Below are 15,845 nucleotides of genomic sequence, written 5' to 3' on the forward strand. Positions count from 1 at the left end.
TCCCAACACCTCGAAAGGACTCGCTGCCATGGAGTGGCTCGTAGTCGTACTAAATTTTATCGGGCAACAAATTCTGAATGTGCCCGCTTATCTCATCGGCATTATTACCGCTATCGGTTTGATGGCATTACGCCGGAATTCAGGACAGGTTATTGGTGGAGCGCTCAAAGCAGCCATCGGTTTCCTCATTCTGGGTGCCGGGGCAACAGTCGTCACCGGGTCCTTGGATCCGCTCGGCCGTCTCATCCTTGAGGTTACAGGTGCGCAGGGAGTCATTCCCACTAATGAAGTGATCACCGCAATGGCCCAGGAGCAGTTCGGTGCCCAGAGCGCTTACGTGCTCACGCTGGGCTTCCTGGTGATGCTCGTGCTTGCCCGTTTCACTCCCCTGAAGTACGTATTCCTCACCGGGCATCACATGGTGTTTATGGCAACCATGTTGACGGTTGTCCTGTCCGTCGGGTTCGGTGAAAAGCTCGGCTGGCTCGTGGTCTTGATCGGTGCTGTTTTGCTCGGCGTGATCATGGTTGTCATGCCTGCGTTCCTGCACCCTTGGACGAAGAAGATCACGGGGAATGACTCCATTGCCATCGGACACTTTGGGTCGCTGGGCTATCTGGCCGCCGGTGCCGCAGGGCAGGCCGCTGGGCGCCGCAGTAAGTCGACTGAGGACATCAAGTTTCCCCAGAGCCTGAAGTTCCTTCGCGACTCAATGGTGGCGACGTCCCTGTCCATGGTTCTCATCTACATGGTGTTTACCATTTGGGGGCTCATCGCCCTGCCCACGGATGAGGCCCTGGCTATTTTTGATGTTCCCGACGCCGGAGCATTCATCATGGCAGGCTTCGCTCAAGCACTGCAGTTCGGCGTAGGTGTGGCCATCATTCTGTACGGTGTGCGCACTGTCTTGGGCGAACTCATTCCCGCCTTCCAGGGTATTGCGGAGAAGGTCGTGCCGGGAGCAAGGCCAGCGCTGGATATCCCGATTGTCTTCCCCTTTGGTGCCAATGCCGTTCTTATTGGTTTCCTCAGTTCCTTCGCAGGCGGCCTCATCGCTCTCGGACTGCTCGCAGTCTGGCTCAACCCGGCCTTCGGGCTTGCGCTGATCCTGCCCGGCATGGTCCCCCACTTCTTTACCGGCGGTGGAGCCGGCGTTTACGGCAATGCCACCGGTGGGCGGCGTGGTGCGGTTCTTGGCGGATTCGTGAATGGAGTCATCATCACCATCCTGCCGGCCATCCTGCTGCTGGTGCTCGGTGACTTCGGCCTGTCGAACAGCACATTCGGTGACGCTGACTTTGGTTGGTTCGGCAGCCTGATCGGTGTGAGCCTGCGGGGCGGAACCGCGCTTGGAGCCATCCTGACGGTCATTATTGCCATCGTCCTCGTTACCGCAGCAATCGTGTTCCAAGTCAAGGTCGTAGACCGAGGCTGGGTTCCCGGCGCAAAGCGGGACGCATGGCTGGCCGAAGAAAAAGCTGCAGAGAACGAGCGGATCGCCCGCGCGAAAGAAAAAGCTGCAGAGAGCGAGCGGATCGCCCCCGGGACGGAAACCGCTGCTCACTGATCCGGCACTGTGATCACCATTTGATGTGACGCGTCTTATGTGATGCCAAGCCAATTCGCGCTGCATCCCGTCGTGAGTCTGCCGGGAGCGCCGACTCCCGGCAGACTCATTTTTTGTGCATGGCACAAGCGAACAATCAGGAGTTTGGTATGTCTACCTCACCTTTGACCGGCACTGAGGACGCGATCCGTGACTCACGTGCTGATATGCAGGTTCCGACAAAACCGGCCCTCACGTTTCAGGGTGTAGGAGTATCTGCGGGACGTGTTGTGGGTCCGGTGCAACAAATGCCCAAGCCCGTACAGGAGCCCCCCGCCGGCGGGCAGGGCGCTTCCATCCTCGACGCGGAAGCTGCTGAGCTTCGACTCCGAGCAGCGGCAAAAGCGGTTCAAACGCAGTTACGGGACCGGGCGCTGACGACGACAGGTGACGGCAAAAAAATCCTAGAAGCCAGCGCGGCCATGGCTGCCGACCCGATGTTGATCAAGTCGGCCGTCAAGATGCTTTCGCCGGAGGCTCCCGGAGGCCCTCGGTCACCGGAGCGGGCCATCTGGGAAGCGGGAGAAACTATCGCGGAGACTCTGAAAGCGCATGGCGGATACATGGCCGAGCGGGCAATGGATGTCCTGGATGTCCGTGCCCGTATAGTCTCCGAACTGAGGGGTCTGCCGGCACCGGGTGTCCCGGTTGCCGATCATCCTTTTGTCCTGGCAGCGACTGATCTGGCACCCGCGGACACGGCCACCCTGGATGCGTCCAAGGTGCTCGCGTTGATCACGTCCGACGGCGGACCCCAGTCACATACCGCCATCTTGGCCCGAGCCCTTGGGCTGCCGGCTGTGGTGGCCGCCCGGGGCGTGGACGGCATTGAGAGTGGATCCGAAGTTTACCTGGACGGCTCATCAGGGACCATCACGTTGCATCCTGATGCAGAACTCATCTCAAGCGCCCAGATATGGACCGCCCAGGCTTCGGCCGTGCCTGCCTTTAGCGGTGAAAACAGGTTGGCTGACGGCGTCCAAGTCCCGTTGCTAGCTAATGTCGGCACGGGAGCCGACGCCATAAAGGCGGCAAACGCCGGCGCAGAGGGCGTTGGCCTGTTGCGCACTGAGTTTTGTTTTCTGGACCGTAACGAAGAGCCCACGGTAGATGAACAGATTTCCGCATATGGTGCAGTCTTTGCCGCCTTCGCCGGCAAGAAGGTGGTGGTTCGCACTCTCGACGCGGGTGCCGATAAACCTCTGCCATTTTTGACCAATGCAGATGAGCCAAATCCGGCGCTTGGCGTGCGCGGATTCCGCACGGATGGCAGCAATCCGGGGGTGCTTGCGCGCCAGCTCGCTGCCATTGCGGCGGCTGAAGCGGCGCATCTTGCCGAGGTATGGGTCATGGCTCCCATGGTTTCCACGGCGGAGGAGGCACATGACTTCGCCGCACTGGCTGCGGCAGCAGGATTGCGCACGACGGGCGTCATGGTGGAAGTCCCTTCAGCGGCATTAACCGCAGGGGCCGTAATGAGGCATGCCGACTTCGCGTCCATTGGTACAAACGACCTCACGCAATACGCCATGGCGGCCGATCGCCAGTTGGGCCAGCTTGCTGGACTAAATGATCCCTGGCAACCGGCTGTTCTCCAACTCATCAAGTTGACCGTCGAAGGTGCTTGTAACGCAGGCGATTCCAAACCTGTGGGCGTTTGCGGAGAGGCAGCTGCGGATCCTGCTCTCGCCGTCGTCCTCGTGGGCTTGGGGATTTCAACACTTTCCATGAGTGCACGGGCACTTGCTCCCGTTTCTGCCGTGTTGACAACAGTCACCCTCGAACATGCACGGCGACTGGCAGCGGCAGCTTTGGAGGCCCCGGAAGCCTCAGCGGCCCGGCTGCTGGTTCGCGCTGAGCTTCCCATTCTCGAAGTTCTTGGCCTCTGACCATCACCGCACTAACAACACCACTAACACAAAGGAACAAACATGGCTGAACGTATCGCGACCATTGCCACTAAGGTTGGCCTGCACGCCCGACCGGCGACGATCTTTGTCGAAGCCGTTGGAGAATTCGACTTCGACATCACGATTGCACGTGCGGATGATCCTGCCAGTGAAGCCGTTGACGCTGCCAGCATCCTCTCCCTCATGGCTCTGGGCGCGGGATACGGCGAGGAAGTGGTGCTTCGCGCGGAGAACCCTGACGCCGATGAGGCGCTCGAGCGGCTCGTGCGCCTCTTGGAGACGGATCTCGACGCCGACTAATCCACCGGCAGAACAAGGGGCGCCGGATGGTGGCGGCGAAGCCGGGCCCCAGCCGCCTCAACTGCGGCAGTCGTCTTCCCGCAGACCCCATTCGCCCTACATCCATCCCGAGCGTGCCAGCAGATGGCCCCAGAAAGATAGAAAATGACCTTTTCCACTCCGGTTGGCACTGAAACTATGAACCAAGATGCCATTCGGCATGCACGGGTGATCCCACTGGACGTGGTCCAGGCCAAAGGGTCAGGCCACGCTGGAACAGCAGTTGGCTTAACACCCTTTCTCTTCACCCTGTTCCAGGAATATCTGCGCCACGATCCGGCTGATCCTGCATGGCTAGGACGAGACCGGTTTGTTCTCTCATGCGGCCATACCAGCCTTTCCCTGTACATGCAGCTGTACTTGCATGGCTATGGCCTCGAGATGTCCGATCTCCAGGCAACCCGGACCTTGGATTCGATCACTCCAGGTCACCCTGAATATGGCCATACTCCGGGCGTCGAAACCACCACAGGGCCCTTGGGTCAAGGCATCGGCAACGCGGTCGGCATGGCCATGGCGGCGCGCCGGGTGCGTGGAATGCTGGATCGGGATGCCGAACGGGGCACCAGTCCCTTTGACTACAGGATCTATTGCCTCGCTTCAGATGGGGACATGCAGGAAGGCATCAGCCACGAGGCTGCTTCACTCGCTGGGCATTTGAAGCTCGAGAATTTGGTTCTCATCTGGGATGACAACGAGATTTCAATAGAAGGACCTACCGCGACAGCCACCAGCGATGACGTATCCGCCCGAATGGCCTCCTACGGGTGGACGGTCCTGGAAATCTCAGACGCTGAGTCTCGGGAAGATATCCGCACGGTGCTTGATTCGACACTCCGGCTTACAGGGTCGCCGGTCTTCATTCGCCTCAAGACACGTATTGGCTTCCCCATGCCAGGCCTGGGCGGAACGGCGAAGGCACACTCCGGTGCACCAGGTGCCGAGGAAGTGGCTGCGACCAAAGCTTTGTTGGGACTGGATCCCGCAAAGGCCTTCTTTATGCCGGAGAACCTGCTGGCGGCGACGCGATCCGCTTCCGCCACTCGTGCGAACACGCTGAAGAACGAATGGGAGGCGAAGTTCGATGCCTGGGCAGGTTCCCATACTGAACAGGCAAAACTGTTGGAACGCCTACGCAAGGGCGATCTCCCGGAGGGATGGGACTCGGGCTTTCCCACGTTTTCCCCAGGTTCGCACCTGGCCACCCGGGTCGCCGGAGCAAAGGTGCTTGCCGCTGCAGGGAAGAACATGGAAGAACTCTGGGGCGGTTCTGCGGACCTAGCCGAAACAAACGGGACATGGTCGGCGGAGTTTCCATCAATGCTCCCCCCAAACACGGCAAATGCTGACTGGCCCGGAGACGAGTACGGCCGGGTCCTGCACTTCGGGGTCCGCGAGCACGCGATGGGTTCAATCCTCAACGGCATCGCCCTGAACGGACTAACCCGTATTTTCGGAGCGACGTTCTTCGTCTTTTCCGACTACATGCGGCCATCTGTTCGTCTGGCGGCCCTCATGAAGCTACCGGTTACCTACATTTGGACACACGACTCGGTTGCCGTCGGCGAGGACGGGCCTACCCACGAACCTGTCGAACACTTGTGGGCTGCGAGGGCCATTCCAGGCTTGGCAGTGGTTCGTCCCGGTGACGCAAATGAGACGGTGGCTGCTTATGAAAAAATCTTTCAGGAACGCTCAGGACCCACGGCACTGGTCCTTAGCCGGCAGGAGTTGCCCACTCTGCAGCAAGTGGATTCCGTACAATCCGGAACTGGAAGGGGCGGTTACGTGCTCATTGGGGACGGAAACGATCCAGAAATTATCATCATCGCAACCGGTTCGGAGCTTCACGTAGCCGTTGAGTCCGCAACCGTTCTCCTTGAACGCGGCGTTGCCGCGCGCGTTGTTTCCATGCCCTGCATCGAGTGGTTCGATGCCCAGCCAGAGGAGTACAGGGAATCGGTGCTGCCGTCCTCTGTTACCGCACGCGTCAGCGTCGAGGCGGGAATAGCGCAAGGTTGGTACCGCTTCGTTGGTGCTACCGGAGAGACAGTGTCAGTGGAAGGGTTCGGACTTTCGGGAAACGGTTCGGAGGTACTTCGACGCAAAGGGATCAGCCGGGAGGCCGTCATAGAGGCAGCCGAACGGGCGATACAGAAAAGCACCCAGCAAAGCGCCGTGTCCCCCCGCAACGTTTAGGTGAGGACTGCATGAACCCGGAATCACAACCCTTCTGGTTTGTGCACCGGCCGAGGGTGCCGTCTCCCGCCTCCGCAACAAACGGCGCCGCGGTGCGCGTGGACGGGGGAGTGCTGACCACGGTGGTCTAGTGCGTGCGGCGCGAGTTTCTCCGCTACTCACGAATTAGTGGCAGCCGGATGCCTACTCAAGATTGGGGAGGATCTTGGCAACGAGTGACACAAGCTGGTTCTTCTCGTCTGCCGACAATCCCTCCACCGTCCGGCGCTCCAACTCGGCCCAGATCTCCAGGACGGGTTCCTTAAGAGCCCGTCCGGCGTCAGTGAGGAAAACCAATGTCACCCTGCCGTCCGCGTGGGATTTCTCCCGCCGCACCAGCCCGGCATTCTCCAGGCGCCGGACCGACTTGGCGATCGTGGAATGGTCGAACCGCTGGGTCTGGCCAAGGGCCTTCTGTGATTGGCCGTCCTCATCCCACAACTGCATGAGAATTAGCTCCTGGCTGGGGAAGAGCCCGACTGCAGCCAACTTGGAAGCGGCCAGCGCGCGGTGGGACCGTGCGACGCTGAAGATGGCCCAGCTCGCGGGGAAATCGATCGCCGTCGAGAGCTCCGTCTCCGCAGTTCGTTGTGAAGCTTTCATGTCTCACTCTCTGGTGGGTGGTCTCGAGAGAAACAGCTTCACGCCGCATCTCGTGCGCGGCCCGAGCGCATCCACTGTACCAGTGGCACGCTTGGAGGTCCCGGACCGGGCCGACCCGGTCCGGGACCTCCATAGTCGTTACCGGACAGTGGCAGTGTCCAAGGTTGGGTAGTCCGTGTATCCCGCTGCGCCTCCGCCGTAGAAGGTCGTCCGGTCTCCTTCGTTGAAGTCCGCTCCGGTTCGGAGACGTTCCACAACGTCCGGGTTCGCCAGCGCCCATGATCCAATCGGGGCAATGTCAGCCAAACCAGCTTCAACGTCCTTGGCCAGGTCGGCACGTGCTCGTCCGGGCCGCAGCACTAGGAGTGCGTTGGGCCAGATCCTCCGGATGTCCCGGAGCAGCTCTTCGTCTCCGGAGTGCATCAGGTGAACATAGGCGAGGTTGAGCGGAGCAAGCTCCCTGACGAGGTGCCGGTAAAGATCCGCGCTTCCCGGCCCTTCATTCAGCCCTCCGATCTTTGCAGCGGGAGAGATGCGGATGCCGGTTCGTTCCGCCCCGATTTCCTCCACCACTGCTGCGGCCACTTCGAGAGCGAATCGGGCGCGGTTCTCGACAGAGCCCCCGTACTCGTCGGTACGCTCGTTGGCGTTGGGTGCGAAGAACTGGTGGAGCAGGTAACCATTTGCGGCATGGATTTCGACGCCGTCGGCTCCCGCGCGGATTGCCGCTGCAGCGGCGGTTCGGAAGTCCTGCACCGTTGACTGGATTTCGGCAACGGTGAGTGCCCGAGGGGTGGGGGCTTCCTGCATCCCCTTCGCAGTGAACATCGCAAGTCCGGGTGCGATCGCTGACGGAGCCACGGGGGTACGGTGGTGCGGAGTGTTGTCCGGGTGGGACATGCGGCCCACATGCATCAGCTGCATGAAGACCGCCCCTCCCGCGCTGTGAACTGCGTCGGTTACGGGCTGCCAGCCCGCTACATGCGCGTCGGTGTAGATGCCGGGAGTATTGATGTACCCCTGCCCGTCATCCGAGGGCTGCACACCTTCGGTGATAATCAGGCCGAGCGAGGCACGCTGGGCGTAATACTCGGCCGTCAGCTCCCCCGGGGTTCCATCGGCCCGAGCACGGCTCCGGGTCATTGGAGCCATGGCGAGACGGTGGTTGAGGTGGACATTGCCGACGGTGATGGGGTCCCAAAGAGTGGTCATGATTTTTCCTGTTCTTGTTTTGGATGTTGCATTTTTCTGCTGGTTGCCGCGGTGGCCACGGGGGCTGCCCCGGGGGCCGCCGGGATGGCGAGGGGGACTGGAGGTCAGTACATGTATGCACCGCCGTCCACGTTGAGGGTCTGCCCGGTAATGAAGGCCGAGTCCTCCGAGGCTAGGAAGAAAGTTGGCCCGACGAGATCCTCGGGGGTCTCGTCGCGCTTGAGCGCACGGGCATCGCGCTGTGCCTGGAGGATCGATTCGGGGAAGCTGTCGCGGACGGCCTTCGTGACGGTCAGCCCCGGGGTAATGACGTTGACGGTGATGCCGTAACCGCCGATTTCCCGAGCCAGGGACCGGGAAAACCCGACAACTCCCGCCTTGGCAGCCACATAGTGGGCTTGTCCCGGTGTGCCGTCAAACACCGATCCGGAGCCGTAATTGATAATCCGCCCCGAACCCTGCTCTTTCATCAGGGGAAGGAGCGCCTGAGTGACCAGGAAGGTTCCGGTGAGGTTGACGTCAATGATTCTTCGCCATTGAGCGGCGCTCATGTCCTCCACCCGAGCGAAAGGGAAGAATCCAGCGGCATTGATCAGTACATCGACGCGTCCCGTGCTCGTGCGGGTGAACTCGGCCAGACGGGCAACGTCCTCGTCGGTGGAAATATCCCCCGCAATAGTGAACAGTCTTGCGTCGGCATCCCACCGCTCACGCCAAGCCGCCAGGACGTCCTCACTGGCGTCAGCGGCGATGACGGCATCGCCATTGGCGAGGAACCGTTCAACGAGGACGGATCCGACTCCACCGGCGGCGCCGGTGATAACTACTACTCGATTAGAGTTCATGATTTCTCCTATAAGTTGCCGACCACATTTTGAGTGGTCGATTTGGGTTGGTTACTCCGAATGCATGCCCTGCCGCCGGGGTGCCGGCTCAGCGCCGGCGTCGGCCGCCTCCGATTACTCAGCGCAGCCGTTCGTTCAGATGGGAATAGTCAGGCCGACGCGACGGCCAGCTCTTTCCGGAGGACAGGAACGACGTATTCCCCCAGCATGTCGATCTGCTCCAGGGTCGTCTTCAAGGGAACCCCTCCGACTTCGAGGGCGAACAGGATGCGCTGCACATCACCTGTGTAGCTCCGGAAAGACAGGGTCTTCTCAATGACTTGCTGCGGGCTTCCGACGATAGTGGGGGTCTGCGACATGTAGTCGGACAGTGCCGAGCCGCCCGGGAACATCGGCGCATTGTCAAAGTACGGCTGGAACTCACGGACTGCGTCCTGTGAATTCTTGCGGATAAATGCGTGCGCACCGATGCCGACTATCGCTTGGTCTGCCGTGCCGTGTCCGTAGTGTTCGAACCGGCCGCGGTACAGGTCAATCATGCGCGCCGTGTGCTGGGGAGGGCCGAAAATATGGTTCGCGAAGTACCCATCACCGTAGTAGGCGGCCTGCTCGGCGATTTCCGGGCTGCGCACCGAGCCGTGCCAAACAAAGGGGGCTTTGCCGTCCAGGGGCCGAGGTGTGGATTGGAAGTTCTGCAGCGGTGTGCGGAACTTTCCCGCCCATGTGACACGCTCCTCGTCCCACAGGCGGCGCAGCAGTGCATAGTTCTCAACCGCTAGATCGATGCCGTGGCGGGGTTCCTTCCCGAACCAGCCGTAGACGGGGGCGCTGTTGCCGCGCCCGAGCATCAGGTCAAGACGGCCGTCGGACAGGTGCTGGAGCATCGCATAGTCTTCGGCAATTCTTACCGGGTCGTTCGTTGTGATCAGGGTCGTCGACGTCGACAGACGCAGGGTGCTTGTCCTGGCCGCGATGAAACCGAGGAGGGTCGTGGGTGAGGATGCGATGTATGGAGGGATGTGGTGCTCGCCGGTGGCAAACACGTCAAGCCCTGCCTGTTCGGCCCGAAGCGCCAGTTCAACGGTTCCTTTGATCCGTTCCTGTTCAGTAGGTGCCCGGCCCGTTGCCGGGTCAGCACTGCGGTCGCCGACGCTGAAAATGCCTATCTGCATGATCTCTCCCCTCGAAGTAGCTTCATCCCTTTCGCGGCCATGGTCACGGTGGGTGGAGCAGTATGAATTTATGTTGCCAACCACGTAACTGGGTGGAAATGAAATGTATTCCCACCACCTGGATGCTTCGGGCTGGGAATGAACGGACCGGAGGTACCGTTCAACTATGTGCCCGGCAACATAAAATGGCAAGTAGAAGGATTAGCAATGACACAACTAATGGTCGTAACCGCTGGCCTGGGAGATCCCTCCTCGAGCAGGATGCTGGCAGATCAACTGTCGGAGACCGTGGTCCGGATAAGCCCACCGGGCACTTCACTCGAAGTGGACACCGTGGAACTGCGTGATCACGCCCTGGACGTCGCGGGCAATTTCATCACCGGATACCCCGCACCAAAGCTCGCAGCGATCATCGATCGGATCAGCCGGGCTGACGCCCTCATCGTCGTCAGTCCTGTGTTCTCCGGATCCTACAGTGGGCTCTTCAAGTCCTTTTTTGACCTTCTGGATACCGCAGCCCTTGCCCGCAAGCCCGTCCTCCTCGCAGCAACAGGAGGCAGCCCGCGCCACGCACTCATGTTGGAGCATGCCATGCGGCCCCTGTTCATCTACCTGCGCGCCACCGTCATGCCCACGGCGGTCTACGCGTCGCCTGAAGACTGGGGTGCCGGCTCGGCTACGGAACAATCCCTTGAAACCCGTGTTCAACGAGCCTCCGCCGAACTAATCGCAGCACTTCAAAACATCCCGGAGGGGCCTGCCGCACCAGCCAACACCGCCCCGGACTTCGATACGCTCCTCCACCCGCCAACCCACCACTAGACCTATGTCTTCCAGGGGCGGAGCCTATCTTCCAGGGGCGGAGCCTATCTTCCAGGGGCGGAGCCGCGTTGATCCCGGCCCATAGGTGGCGGGCTGCTGCAGCCCGCGCGCGACAGCATCAAAATGCGGCATTGTGATTGCGGGCTTCAAGACTCATCACCTCGAAGCGGACGTGGTCGCTCTCCTCGGCCGACTTTTGCCGGGCCCGCTCGATCATGGCCGGCGTGCTGTCAACTCCGATGATCTCGAGGTCTGATCGGGAGCGCGCCAACACCGCCGCCGGGTGTCCAGTTCCGCAGGCCAGATCAATCACCTGCCAGCCTGCCAACTTCCCGAACGATGCGCGCTGCACGCACGGCGTCGTTCGGCGCGGTGACAATCTGCAGCAGGATCGGATAGCGGGCGGCCCGGCTGAGGCCGGCGAACGCAGCGGCGGCCGCCGGATCGGCGTCGAGCGCTGCGGCCAAATCGACCGGGACCTCGACGGTTCCGGCCCCGGCGTAGGCCCGGTCCCACCGCCCGTCCGCCTGCGCGCGGCTGATTTCGGCGAAGCCGCGCTCGCGCATCCGCCCGGCGTCGATGAGCCGGCCGACGTGACCGATGTTGCGCTGCGACCACAGCGACCGTGCCCGCCGGGGCGTGAAGTGCTGGCGGTACGTGGTGGCGTCCACGCTTTGCTTGCGGCCGTCAATCCAGCCGCTGCACAGCGCTTCGTCCAGGGCCTGGGCGTACGTCAGCGAGGTCGGCAGCAGCACGCCCTTCTTGGCGAGGATCAGCCACACCCCGTTGCTGGTGGATTCGTGCTCATCCAGCCAGGCCCGCCAGGCGGCGGCGTCGGCAACCAGGAGCTCGGGTGGTCCGGGTGTGTCAGGCATCGGCGGTGCTCCTCGGGTCGGCGTGGGCGGCGGTGATCCGGGCGGCGAAGCCGGCGAGCGAGTTCCGAAACGCGTCTGGGCCAAGGACGGTGAACGGAGTGTCGAAGCGCAGTGCCCAGGAGATCAGCCCCGCCCATGACCACGAACCTACCCGCACGCGGCAGGCAGTGTCGGAGACCTGCTCTAATTCGCCGTCACCCAGCCACGGCGCAATCCCGGTGGCAGGGAGTTCGATGAGCAGCTCCCCGTAGCAAGGCCAGGCGTCGCCGTCGTCGGAGCCCTTCATCCGGGCGGCGAGGAACGTGGCCGCACTGCCGGTGGGGATGGGCTGCGGCGCAAACACCGCCCCTCCCGGGAATTTGGGCGTTATGCGATCCAGCCGGAAGATCCGCCAGTCGGCCTTTTCCAGGTCCCAGCCGATCAGGTACCAGCGGCCCTGCCGGGCGACGACGGCGTGCGGCTCTACGCGCCGCGGCGGCCCGGACTCGTCCCCGCCGTAGTCGAAGCGGAGGATCCGCCGGTCCCGGGCGGCGGTGCTGGCCGCTTCGAGGACCTTCGGGTCCACCCGCGCGGAAGAGCCGGTGTCGGTGAACCGGATTCCCTCAATGCGGTGCCGCAGCCGGGAGGGCATCACCTGCTTCACCGTGGTCAGCGCCCTGGCCGCGGCGTCGTCGAGCTCCACTCCGCTTGAGGGTGCGCTCTGCAGTGCAACGGCAATGGCCACCGCCTGCTCGTCATCAAAGAGCAGCGGCGGCAGTTCCGAGCCGGCCGCCAGCCGGTAGCCGCCGTCGGGCCCCTTGATGGCGGCGATGGAATAGCCGAGCTCGCGCAGCCGGTCAACGTCGCGGCGGACGGTCCGGGCGGTTACGTCCAGGCGCTCGGCCAGGACCTGCCCCGGCCAGTCCCGGCGGGACTGCAGCAGCGAGAGCAGGGCGAGCATTCGGGACGAGGTTCCGGGCATGGTCCGAGTATGCCCGGAGTAGAGGACACAACCTGTCCGCTACCGGGTTCAGTGTGTTCTCAGAGCCGCAAACAGCGGCTCTCGCCGTCACTGAAAAGGACAGATCCCATGAGCATCACCACCACAACCCACCTGAACTTCCGCGGCACCGCTGCTCCTGCGCTTGAGTTCTACCAGTCGGTCTTCGGCGGCAACGTCACTGCCGCCACGTACGGCGACTTCGGAATGCCGAAGGACATGCCGGGGGCGGACAAGATAGTGTTCGGCCAGCTTGAAACCGCGGACGGCTTCCGCCTGATGGCCTACGACATCCCCGGCCAGGACGGTACGGACACCGCCGGGGCCGCCGGCACTACCCGCCGGGAAAACGGCACCACCGTTACCGACCGCACCTTCTTCCAGTCACTGCGCGGGCAGAGCATGGAGGAAGTGGAGAAGCTCTGGGGTGCACTGGCCGACGGCGCGCAGATCATCGAGCCGCTCGCGGCTTCGGCGTGGAGCCCGGGGTTCGGAATGCTCACGGACCGTTTCGGCGTGACCTGGGTGATCGACGTCGAAGCCCCCTACAACGGCTGAGCTGTAAGCATGGTCCCCGGGCGCCGCGGTGTCCGGGGACCTTGTTACAGTGGCGGGGTGAGAACGCGCCCCTACAGCGAAGTCGATGTCTTCTCGGATGAGCCCTACCGGGGCAACGCACTGGCGGTGGTCCACGATGCCGACGGTCTCAGTGCCGAGCAGATGCAGCGCTTCGCGGCGTGGACCAACCTGTCCGAGACTACGTTCCTCCTACCCCCGAGCAGCCCCGAGGCTGACTACCGGGTGCGGATCTTCACCGGCAAGGAAGAACTGCCGTTCGCTGGCCATCCCACTCTGGGAACGGCCCGGGCCTGGCTCGACGCCGGCGGGCGCCCCGGGGTGGACGGAACGGTTAGGCAGGAATGCGCCGCGGGACTGATCCCGGTCCGGGCCGACGGGGATTCACTGGCTTTCCAGGCGCCGCCGCTGACCCGCTACGGTCCGGTTGACGAGCCGCTGATCCGCCGGCTGGCGGACATCCTGGGGATCCAGCGGGAGAAAATCCTTGCGGCGTCGTGGCTGGTGAACGGTCCGCAGTGGATTGGGGTCCGGCTTGCCTCGGCCCGGGAGGTCCTGGACCTGCAGCCCGATCCGGGGAAAGCGGGCGAGCTGGAAATCGGTGTTGTGGGACCCTACGACGCCGCGGGTGAGGCTGCCTTTGAGGTGCGTGCCTTTGTGGGCGGAGACCCCGTATGGGAAGACCCGGTAACGGGCAGCCTCAACGCGGGCCTGGGGCAGTGGCTCACCGACACGGCTAACGCGGCACCGCCCTACACGGCGTCGCAGGGAACCGTCCTCGGCCGCCGGGGCCGGGTGCATATAAGCCAGCGCGACGGGAAAATCTGGGTGGGCGGCCATGTCACGAGCTGCATCAAGGGAACCGTCCGGCTGTAAATCCGGCAGGTCGAGGCGAGTCCGGCCGTTCACCACCGAAGACGGCGGTTGCCGGTTGCATGCACTGCAAGATACCGGTACCGTGCAGTGCATGACACCTACCGCTGAGTCCATTCTGACTCAACTTCGCAAAGGCACAGTGGACTACTGCGTCCTCGCCTGCCTGCGCTCCGGTCCCGCGTACGGGCTGGAGATCGCGGAGCGTCTCGGGGAGGGTGAAGTGCTGTTCGCCAGCGGGGGCACCCTCTATCCGTTGCTTTCGCGCCTGCGGCAGCAAGGCTGGGTAATCACAACGCTGGAGCCGTCACCGGTTGGGCCGCCCCGCCGCTACTACCACCTCACCGATGCGGGCGAGAGCGCACTGAAGGTCTTTACCCGGACCTGGCACCAGTTCGCCGCAGACGTTACGACCATGACTAAGGAAACCTCATGACCACCACTGAACCGATGCCGGCACTGCTGGAGGCCTACTTCGCCGATCTGGACCGGGCGCTGATCGGCACCGATCCGCGCGAGCACGCAGAGACGGTCCAGGCCATGCGCGAGGATGCCGCCGAGATGCTCAACCGGTACGGAGCATCGGAGGAGACCGCCCAACGCGTCATCGCGGATTTCGGTCCCGTCGAGCAGATTGCCGCGGCCGCCACGCCCGCACCGGCCGCCCCGTCTGATCCCGCACGTTCCTGGGCCGATATCTGGCTCCTCGTGGGCTCCATTATCGGGTTGGTGTACTTCCTCTTCCCGTTGATCTCGGTCGCGATGCTCATCTGGGCAATCGTTCGGCTGAGGCGCCATGTTGGGAGCCGGGCCCTCCAGAAGGGTGCCCTGTGGGTGTCTGGCCTAGCGGTCTTTTGCGCGGCGTTTTTCTTCATCGTCCGCTTTTCCAGCTTCTGGTGATCCCGCGGCGGTTATTTGATCCCGAAGTCGTAGCCGCCCTGACGGTAACCAAACCGGTCCCGCAGGAAGTTTCCGCTGGTGGTCAGGTCCGCCGAAGAGCGGCGGTGCCGGCTGGCGTGCAGCGTGTTGGCCTGCCCGGACAGGAGCTCAAGCTGCTCAACGAGTTCCTGGTTGGGGGTCCGCCCGCTCGCCTGCTTGCTGTCCAGCATGTTGGCCGGGATGGCCAGGTAGCTCCGCAGGACGCTGGGCAGGTAATCGCGCACGGTGGCCGAAAGTTCGTACTCGAACTGGGGGTCGCCCGAAGGCTGCCGCGTTTCGGTCTCGATCACCGAGTCCAGCGTCCGGCATATTTCCAGGACGCTGGCATACGCCTCGGCCGGAAGCCTGTTCCTGTTCTGCTTGGCTACTGAGGATGACCATTTCAGGGCCGGTGACAGTCCCAGTGTTGAAGAGGCTGCCCCAGCCGGGGTGTCGGCGGGCTGCTCGGCTGCGGGGAACGGGGCCATGCCATTGCGTTGCCATGCGCGGACCCGCCGATGCAGCCAGAGGTCGCGAAGGTTGTAGGACCGGATGCCCGACACGGCAATCATCCCAAGGACCACAAAGGTGGTGAGAAGGAAGGACGTGGTGTCCGCGGCGGCGACGGCGGCCAGGACCAGGCCGACATAAAGGGCACCCTCGAGAATCACTTTGATGTTCCTCCTGCGCACGCCGATCATCAGCACCAGCAGCGGCAGGAACGGGAAGAAGAAGAGCGCGACGGCGACCTTGAAGATGTTCCCCAGAGTAAGACGAGACATCATGATCCTCTCGTGAGATGAGTGCCTGCAGGGCTGCCGGCGTCGCCCGGATTCTGCGGGGCGGGGTGGCTGCACTGTTGCCAGGGTCCATTTCA

The 15,845-nt window shown here is 62.8% G+C and carries 17 protein-coding genes; 9 read left to right on the forward strand and 8 right to left on the reverse strand.

The features are described from left to right. Window positions 1–28: 28 nt before the first annotated feature. From ulaA to tkt, 4 genes are all read left to right on the forward strand, one after another. Window positions 29–1,567 (forward strand): PTS ascorbate transporter subunit IIC, encoded by a 1,539-nt coding sequence (gene ulaA / locus QNO06_RS01495; RefSeq protein WP_227913023.1) that lies wholly within the window; start codon window positions 29–31, stop codon window positions 1,565–1,567. Between the two features lie 206 nt (window positions 1,568–1,773). Next, complete coding sequence (ptsP, locus tag QNO06_RS01500; RefSeq protein ID WP_227913336.1) at window positions 1,774–3,495, forward strand: phosphoenolpyruvate--protein phosphotransferase; 1,722 nt, start codon at window positions 1,774–1,776, stop codon at window positions 3,493–3,495. 42 nt (window positions 3,496–3,537) lie between these two features. Further along, the gene (locus tag QNO06_RS01505; protein WP_227913024.1) at window positions 3,538–3,816 is read left to right on the forward strand and encodes an HPr family phosphocarrier protein; all 279 of its coding nucleotides are present in this window, start codon (window positions 3,538–3,540) and stop codon (window positions 3,814–3,816) included. A gap of 144 nt (window positions 3,817–3,960) precedes the next feature. Continuing rightward, window positions 3,961–6,054, forward strand: coding sequence for a transketolase (tkt, locus tag QNO06_RS01510; protein ID WP_227913025.1), 2,094 nt, complete (start codon window positions 3,961–3,963; stop codon window positions 6,052–6,054). A gap of 183 nt (window positions 6,055–6,237) precedes the next feature. Here tkt and QNO06_RS01515 read toward each other — a convergent pair whose 3' ends face one another. The 4 genes from QNO06_RS01515 to QNO06_RS01530 form a co-directional block, all read right to left on the reverse strand. Continuing rightward, window positions 6,238–6,696 (reverse strand): MarR family winged helix-turn-helix transcriptional regulator, encoded by a 459-nt coding sequence (locus QNO06_RS01515; protein ID WP_227913026.1) that lies wholly within the window; start codon window positions 6,694–6,696, stop codon window positions 6,238–6,240. A gap of 138 nt (window positions 6,697–6,834) precedes the next feature. Beyond that, window positions 6,835–7,908, reverse strand: a complete 1,074-nt coding sequence (locus QNO06_RS01520) for an alkene reductase (protein WP_227913027.1) — start codon at window positions 7,906–7,908, stop codon at window positions 6,835–6,837. A gap of 104 nt (window positions 7,909–8,012) precedes the next feature. Then, window positions 8,013–8,753 carry an SDR family NAD(P)-dependent oxidoreductase gene (locus QNO06_RS01525; RefSeq protein WP_227913028.1) on the reverse strand — a complete coding sequence of 247 codons (741 nt, stop codon included), beginning with the start codon at window positions 8,751–8,753 and terminating at the stop codon, window positions 8,013–8,015. A 149-nt stretch (window positions 8,754–8,902) separates the two neighbouring features. Next, complete coding sequence (locus QNO06_RS01530) at window positions 8,903–9,925, reverse strand: CE1758 family FMN-dependent luciferase-like monooxygenase (RefSeq protein ID WP_227913029.1); 1,023 nt, start codon at window positions 9,923–9,925, stop codon at window positions 8,903–8,905. Window positions 9,926–10,132: 207 nt separating this feature from the next. On the opposite strand from QNO06_RS01530, the gene QNO06_RS01535 reads away from it, so the two are divergent. Then, complete coding sequence (locus QNO06_RS01535) at window positions 10,133–10,747, forward strand: FMN reductase (protein WP_227913030.1); 615 nt, start codon at window positions 10,133–10,135, stop codon at window positions 10,745–10,747. A 118-nt stretch (window positions 10,748–10,865) separates the two neighbouring features. On the opposite strand, the gene QNO06_RS01540 is transcribed toward QNO06_RS01535, so the two are convergent. From QNO06_RS01540 to QNO06_RS01550, 3 genes are read right to left on the reverse strand one after another with little or no spacing between them, the layout of a single operon-like run. After that, window positions 10,866–11,060 (reverse strand): class I SAM-dependent methyltransferase, encoded by a 195-nt coding sequence (locus QNO06_RS01540; protein ID WP_227913031.1) that lies wholly within the window; start codon window positions 11,058–11,060, stop codon window positions 10,866–10,868. Next, complete coding sequence (locus tag QNO06_RS01545; RefSeq protein ID WP_227913032.1) at window positions 11,053–11,622, reverse strand: YdeI/OmpD-associated family protein; 570 nt, start codon at window positions 11,620–11,622, stop codon at window positions 11,053–11,055. The genes QNO06_RS01540 and QNO06_RS01545 overlap by 8 nt, the downstream gene beginning before the upstream one ends. Next, a complete protein-coding gene (locus tag QNO06_RS01550) occupies window positions 11,615–12,583 on the reverse strand; it encodes a helix-turn-helix transcriptional regulator (RefSeq protein WP_227913033.1) in 969 nt (322 codons plus the stop codon). The genes QNO06_RS01545 and QNO06_RS01550 overlap by 8 nt, the downstream gene beginning before the upstream one ends. Before the next feature lie 108 nt (window positions 12,584–12,691). On the opposite strand from QNO06_RS01550, the gene QNO06_RS01555 reads away from it, so the two are divergent. The 4 genes from QNO06_RS01555 to QNO06_RS01570 all read left to right on the forward strand — a co-directional run bounded on the left by QNO06_RS01555 (window position 12,692) and on the right by QNO06_RS01570 (window position 14,950). Continuing rightward, entirely contained in the window at window positions 12,692–13,159 is a 468-nt protein-coding gene (locus tag QNO06_RS01555) for a VOC family protein (RefSeq protein ID WP_227913034.1), read from the forward strand. Between the two features lie 57 nt (window positions 13,160–13,216). Further along, window positions 13,217–14,053: a PhzF family phenazine biosynthesis protein gene (locus QNO06_RS01560; protein ID WP_227913035.1), complete on the forward strand. Its 837-nt coding sequence runs from the start codon at window positions 13,217–13,219 to the stop codon at window positions 14,051–14,053. A gap of 91 nt (window positions 14,054–14,144) precedes the next feature. Beyond that, the gene (locus QNO06_RS01565) at window positions 14,145–14,486 is read left to right on the forward strand and encodes a PadR family transcriptional regulator (protein ID WP_227913036.1); all 342 of its coding nucleotides are present in this window, start codon (window positions 14,145–14,147) and stop codon (window positions 14,484–14,486) included. Further along, window positions 14,483–14,950 (forward strand): hypothetical protein, encoded by a 468-nt coding sequence (locus QNO06_RS01570; protein ID WP_227913037.1) that lies wholly within the window; start codon window positions 14,483–14,485, stop codon window positions 14,948–14,950. Before QNO06_RS01565 ends, QNO06_RS01570 begins: the two co-directional genes overlap by 4 nt. A gap of 11 nt (window positions 14,951–14,961) precedes the next feature. Here the strand turns inward: QNO06_RS01570 and QNO06_RS01575 are convergent, their stop codons facing one another. Further along, window positions 14,962–15,750, reverse strand: a complete 789-nt coding sequence (locus tag QNO06_RS01575; RefSeq protein WP_227913038.1) for a hypothetical protein — start codon at window positions 15,748–15,750, stop codon at window positions 14,962–14,964. Between the last annotated feature and the right edge of the window lie 95 nt (window positions 15,751–15,845).

The organism is Arthrobacter sp. zg-Y20, from assembly GCF_030142075.1.
Lineage (GTDB): Bacteria > Actinomycetota > Actinomycetes > Actinomycetales > Micrococcaceae > Arthrobacter_B.

Coding starts and splice junctions, on each gene's coding strand:
- ulaA (WP_227913023.1), top strand. CDS start 29: ATGGAGTGGCTCGTAGTCGTACTAAATTTTATCGGGCAACAAATTCTG.
- ptsP (WP_227913336.1), top strand. CDS start 1,774: ATGCAGGTTCCGACAAAACCGGCCCTCACGTTTCAGGGTGTAGGAGTA.
- QNO06_RS01505 (WP_227913024.1), top strand. CDS start 3,538: ATGGCTGAACGTATCGCGACCATTGCCACTAAGGTTGGCCTGCACGCC.
- tkt (WP_227913025.1), top strand. CDS start 3,961: ATGACCTTTTCCACTCCGGTTGGCACTGAAACTATGAACCAAGATGCC.
- QNO06_RS01515 (WP_227913026.1), bottom strand. CDS start 6,696: ATGAAAGCTTCACAACGAACTGCGGAGACGGAGCTCTCGACGGCGATC.
- QNO06_RS01520 (WP_227913027.1), bottom strand. CDS start 7,908: ATGACCACTCTTTGGGACCCCATCACCGTCGGCAATGTCCACCTCAAC.
- QNO06_RS01525 (WP_227913028.1), bottom strand. CDS start 8,753: ATGAACTCTAATCGAGTAGTAGTTATCACCGGCGCCGCCGGTGGAGTC.
- QNO06_RS01530 (WP_227913029.1), bottom strand. CDS start 9,925: ATGCAGATAGGCATTTTCAGCGTCGGCGACCGCAGTGCTGACCCGGCA.
- QNO06_RS01535 (WP_227913030.1), top strand. CDS start 10,133: ATGACACAACTAATGGTCGTAACCGCTGGCCTGGGAGATCCCTCCTCG.
- QNO06_RS01545 (WP_227913032.1), bottom strand. CDS start 11,622: ATGCCTGACACACCCGGACCACCCGAGCTCCTGGTTGCCGACGCCGCC.
- QNO06_RS01550 (WP_227913033.1), bottom strand. CDS start 12,583: ATGCCCGGAACCTCGTCCCGAATGCTCGCCCTGCTCTCGCTGCTGCAG.
- QNO06_RS01555 (WP_227913034.1), top strand. CDS start 12,692: ATGAGCATCACCACCACAACCCACCTGAACTTCCGCGGCACCGCTGCT.
- QNO06_RS01565 (WP_227913036.1), top strand. CDS start 14,145: ATGACACCTACCGCTGAGTCCATTCTGACTCAACTTCGCAAAGGCACA.
- QNO06_RS01570 (WP_227913037.1), top strand. CDS start 14,483: ATGACCACCACTGAACCGATGCCGGCACTGCTGGAGGCCTACTTCGCC.
- QNO06_RS01575 (WP_227913038.1), bottom strand. CDS start 15,750: ATGTCTCGTCTTACTCTGGGGAACATCTTCAAGGTCGCCGTCGCGCTC.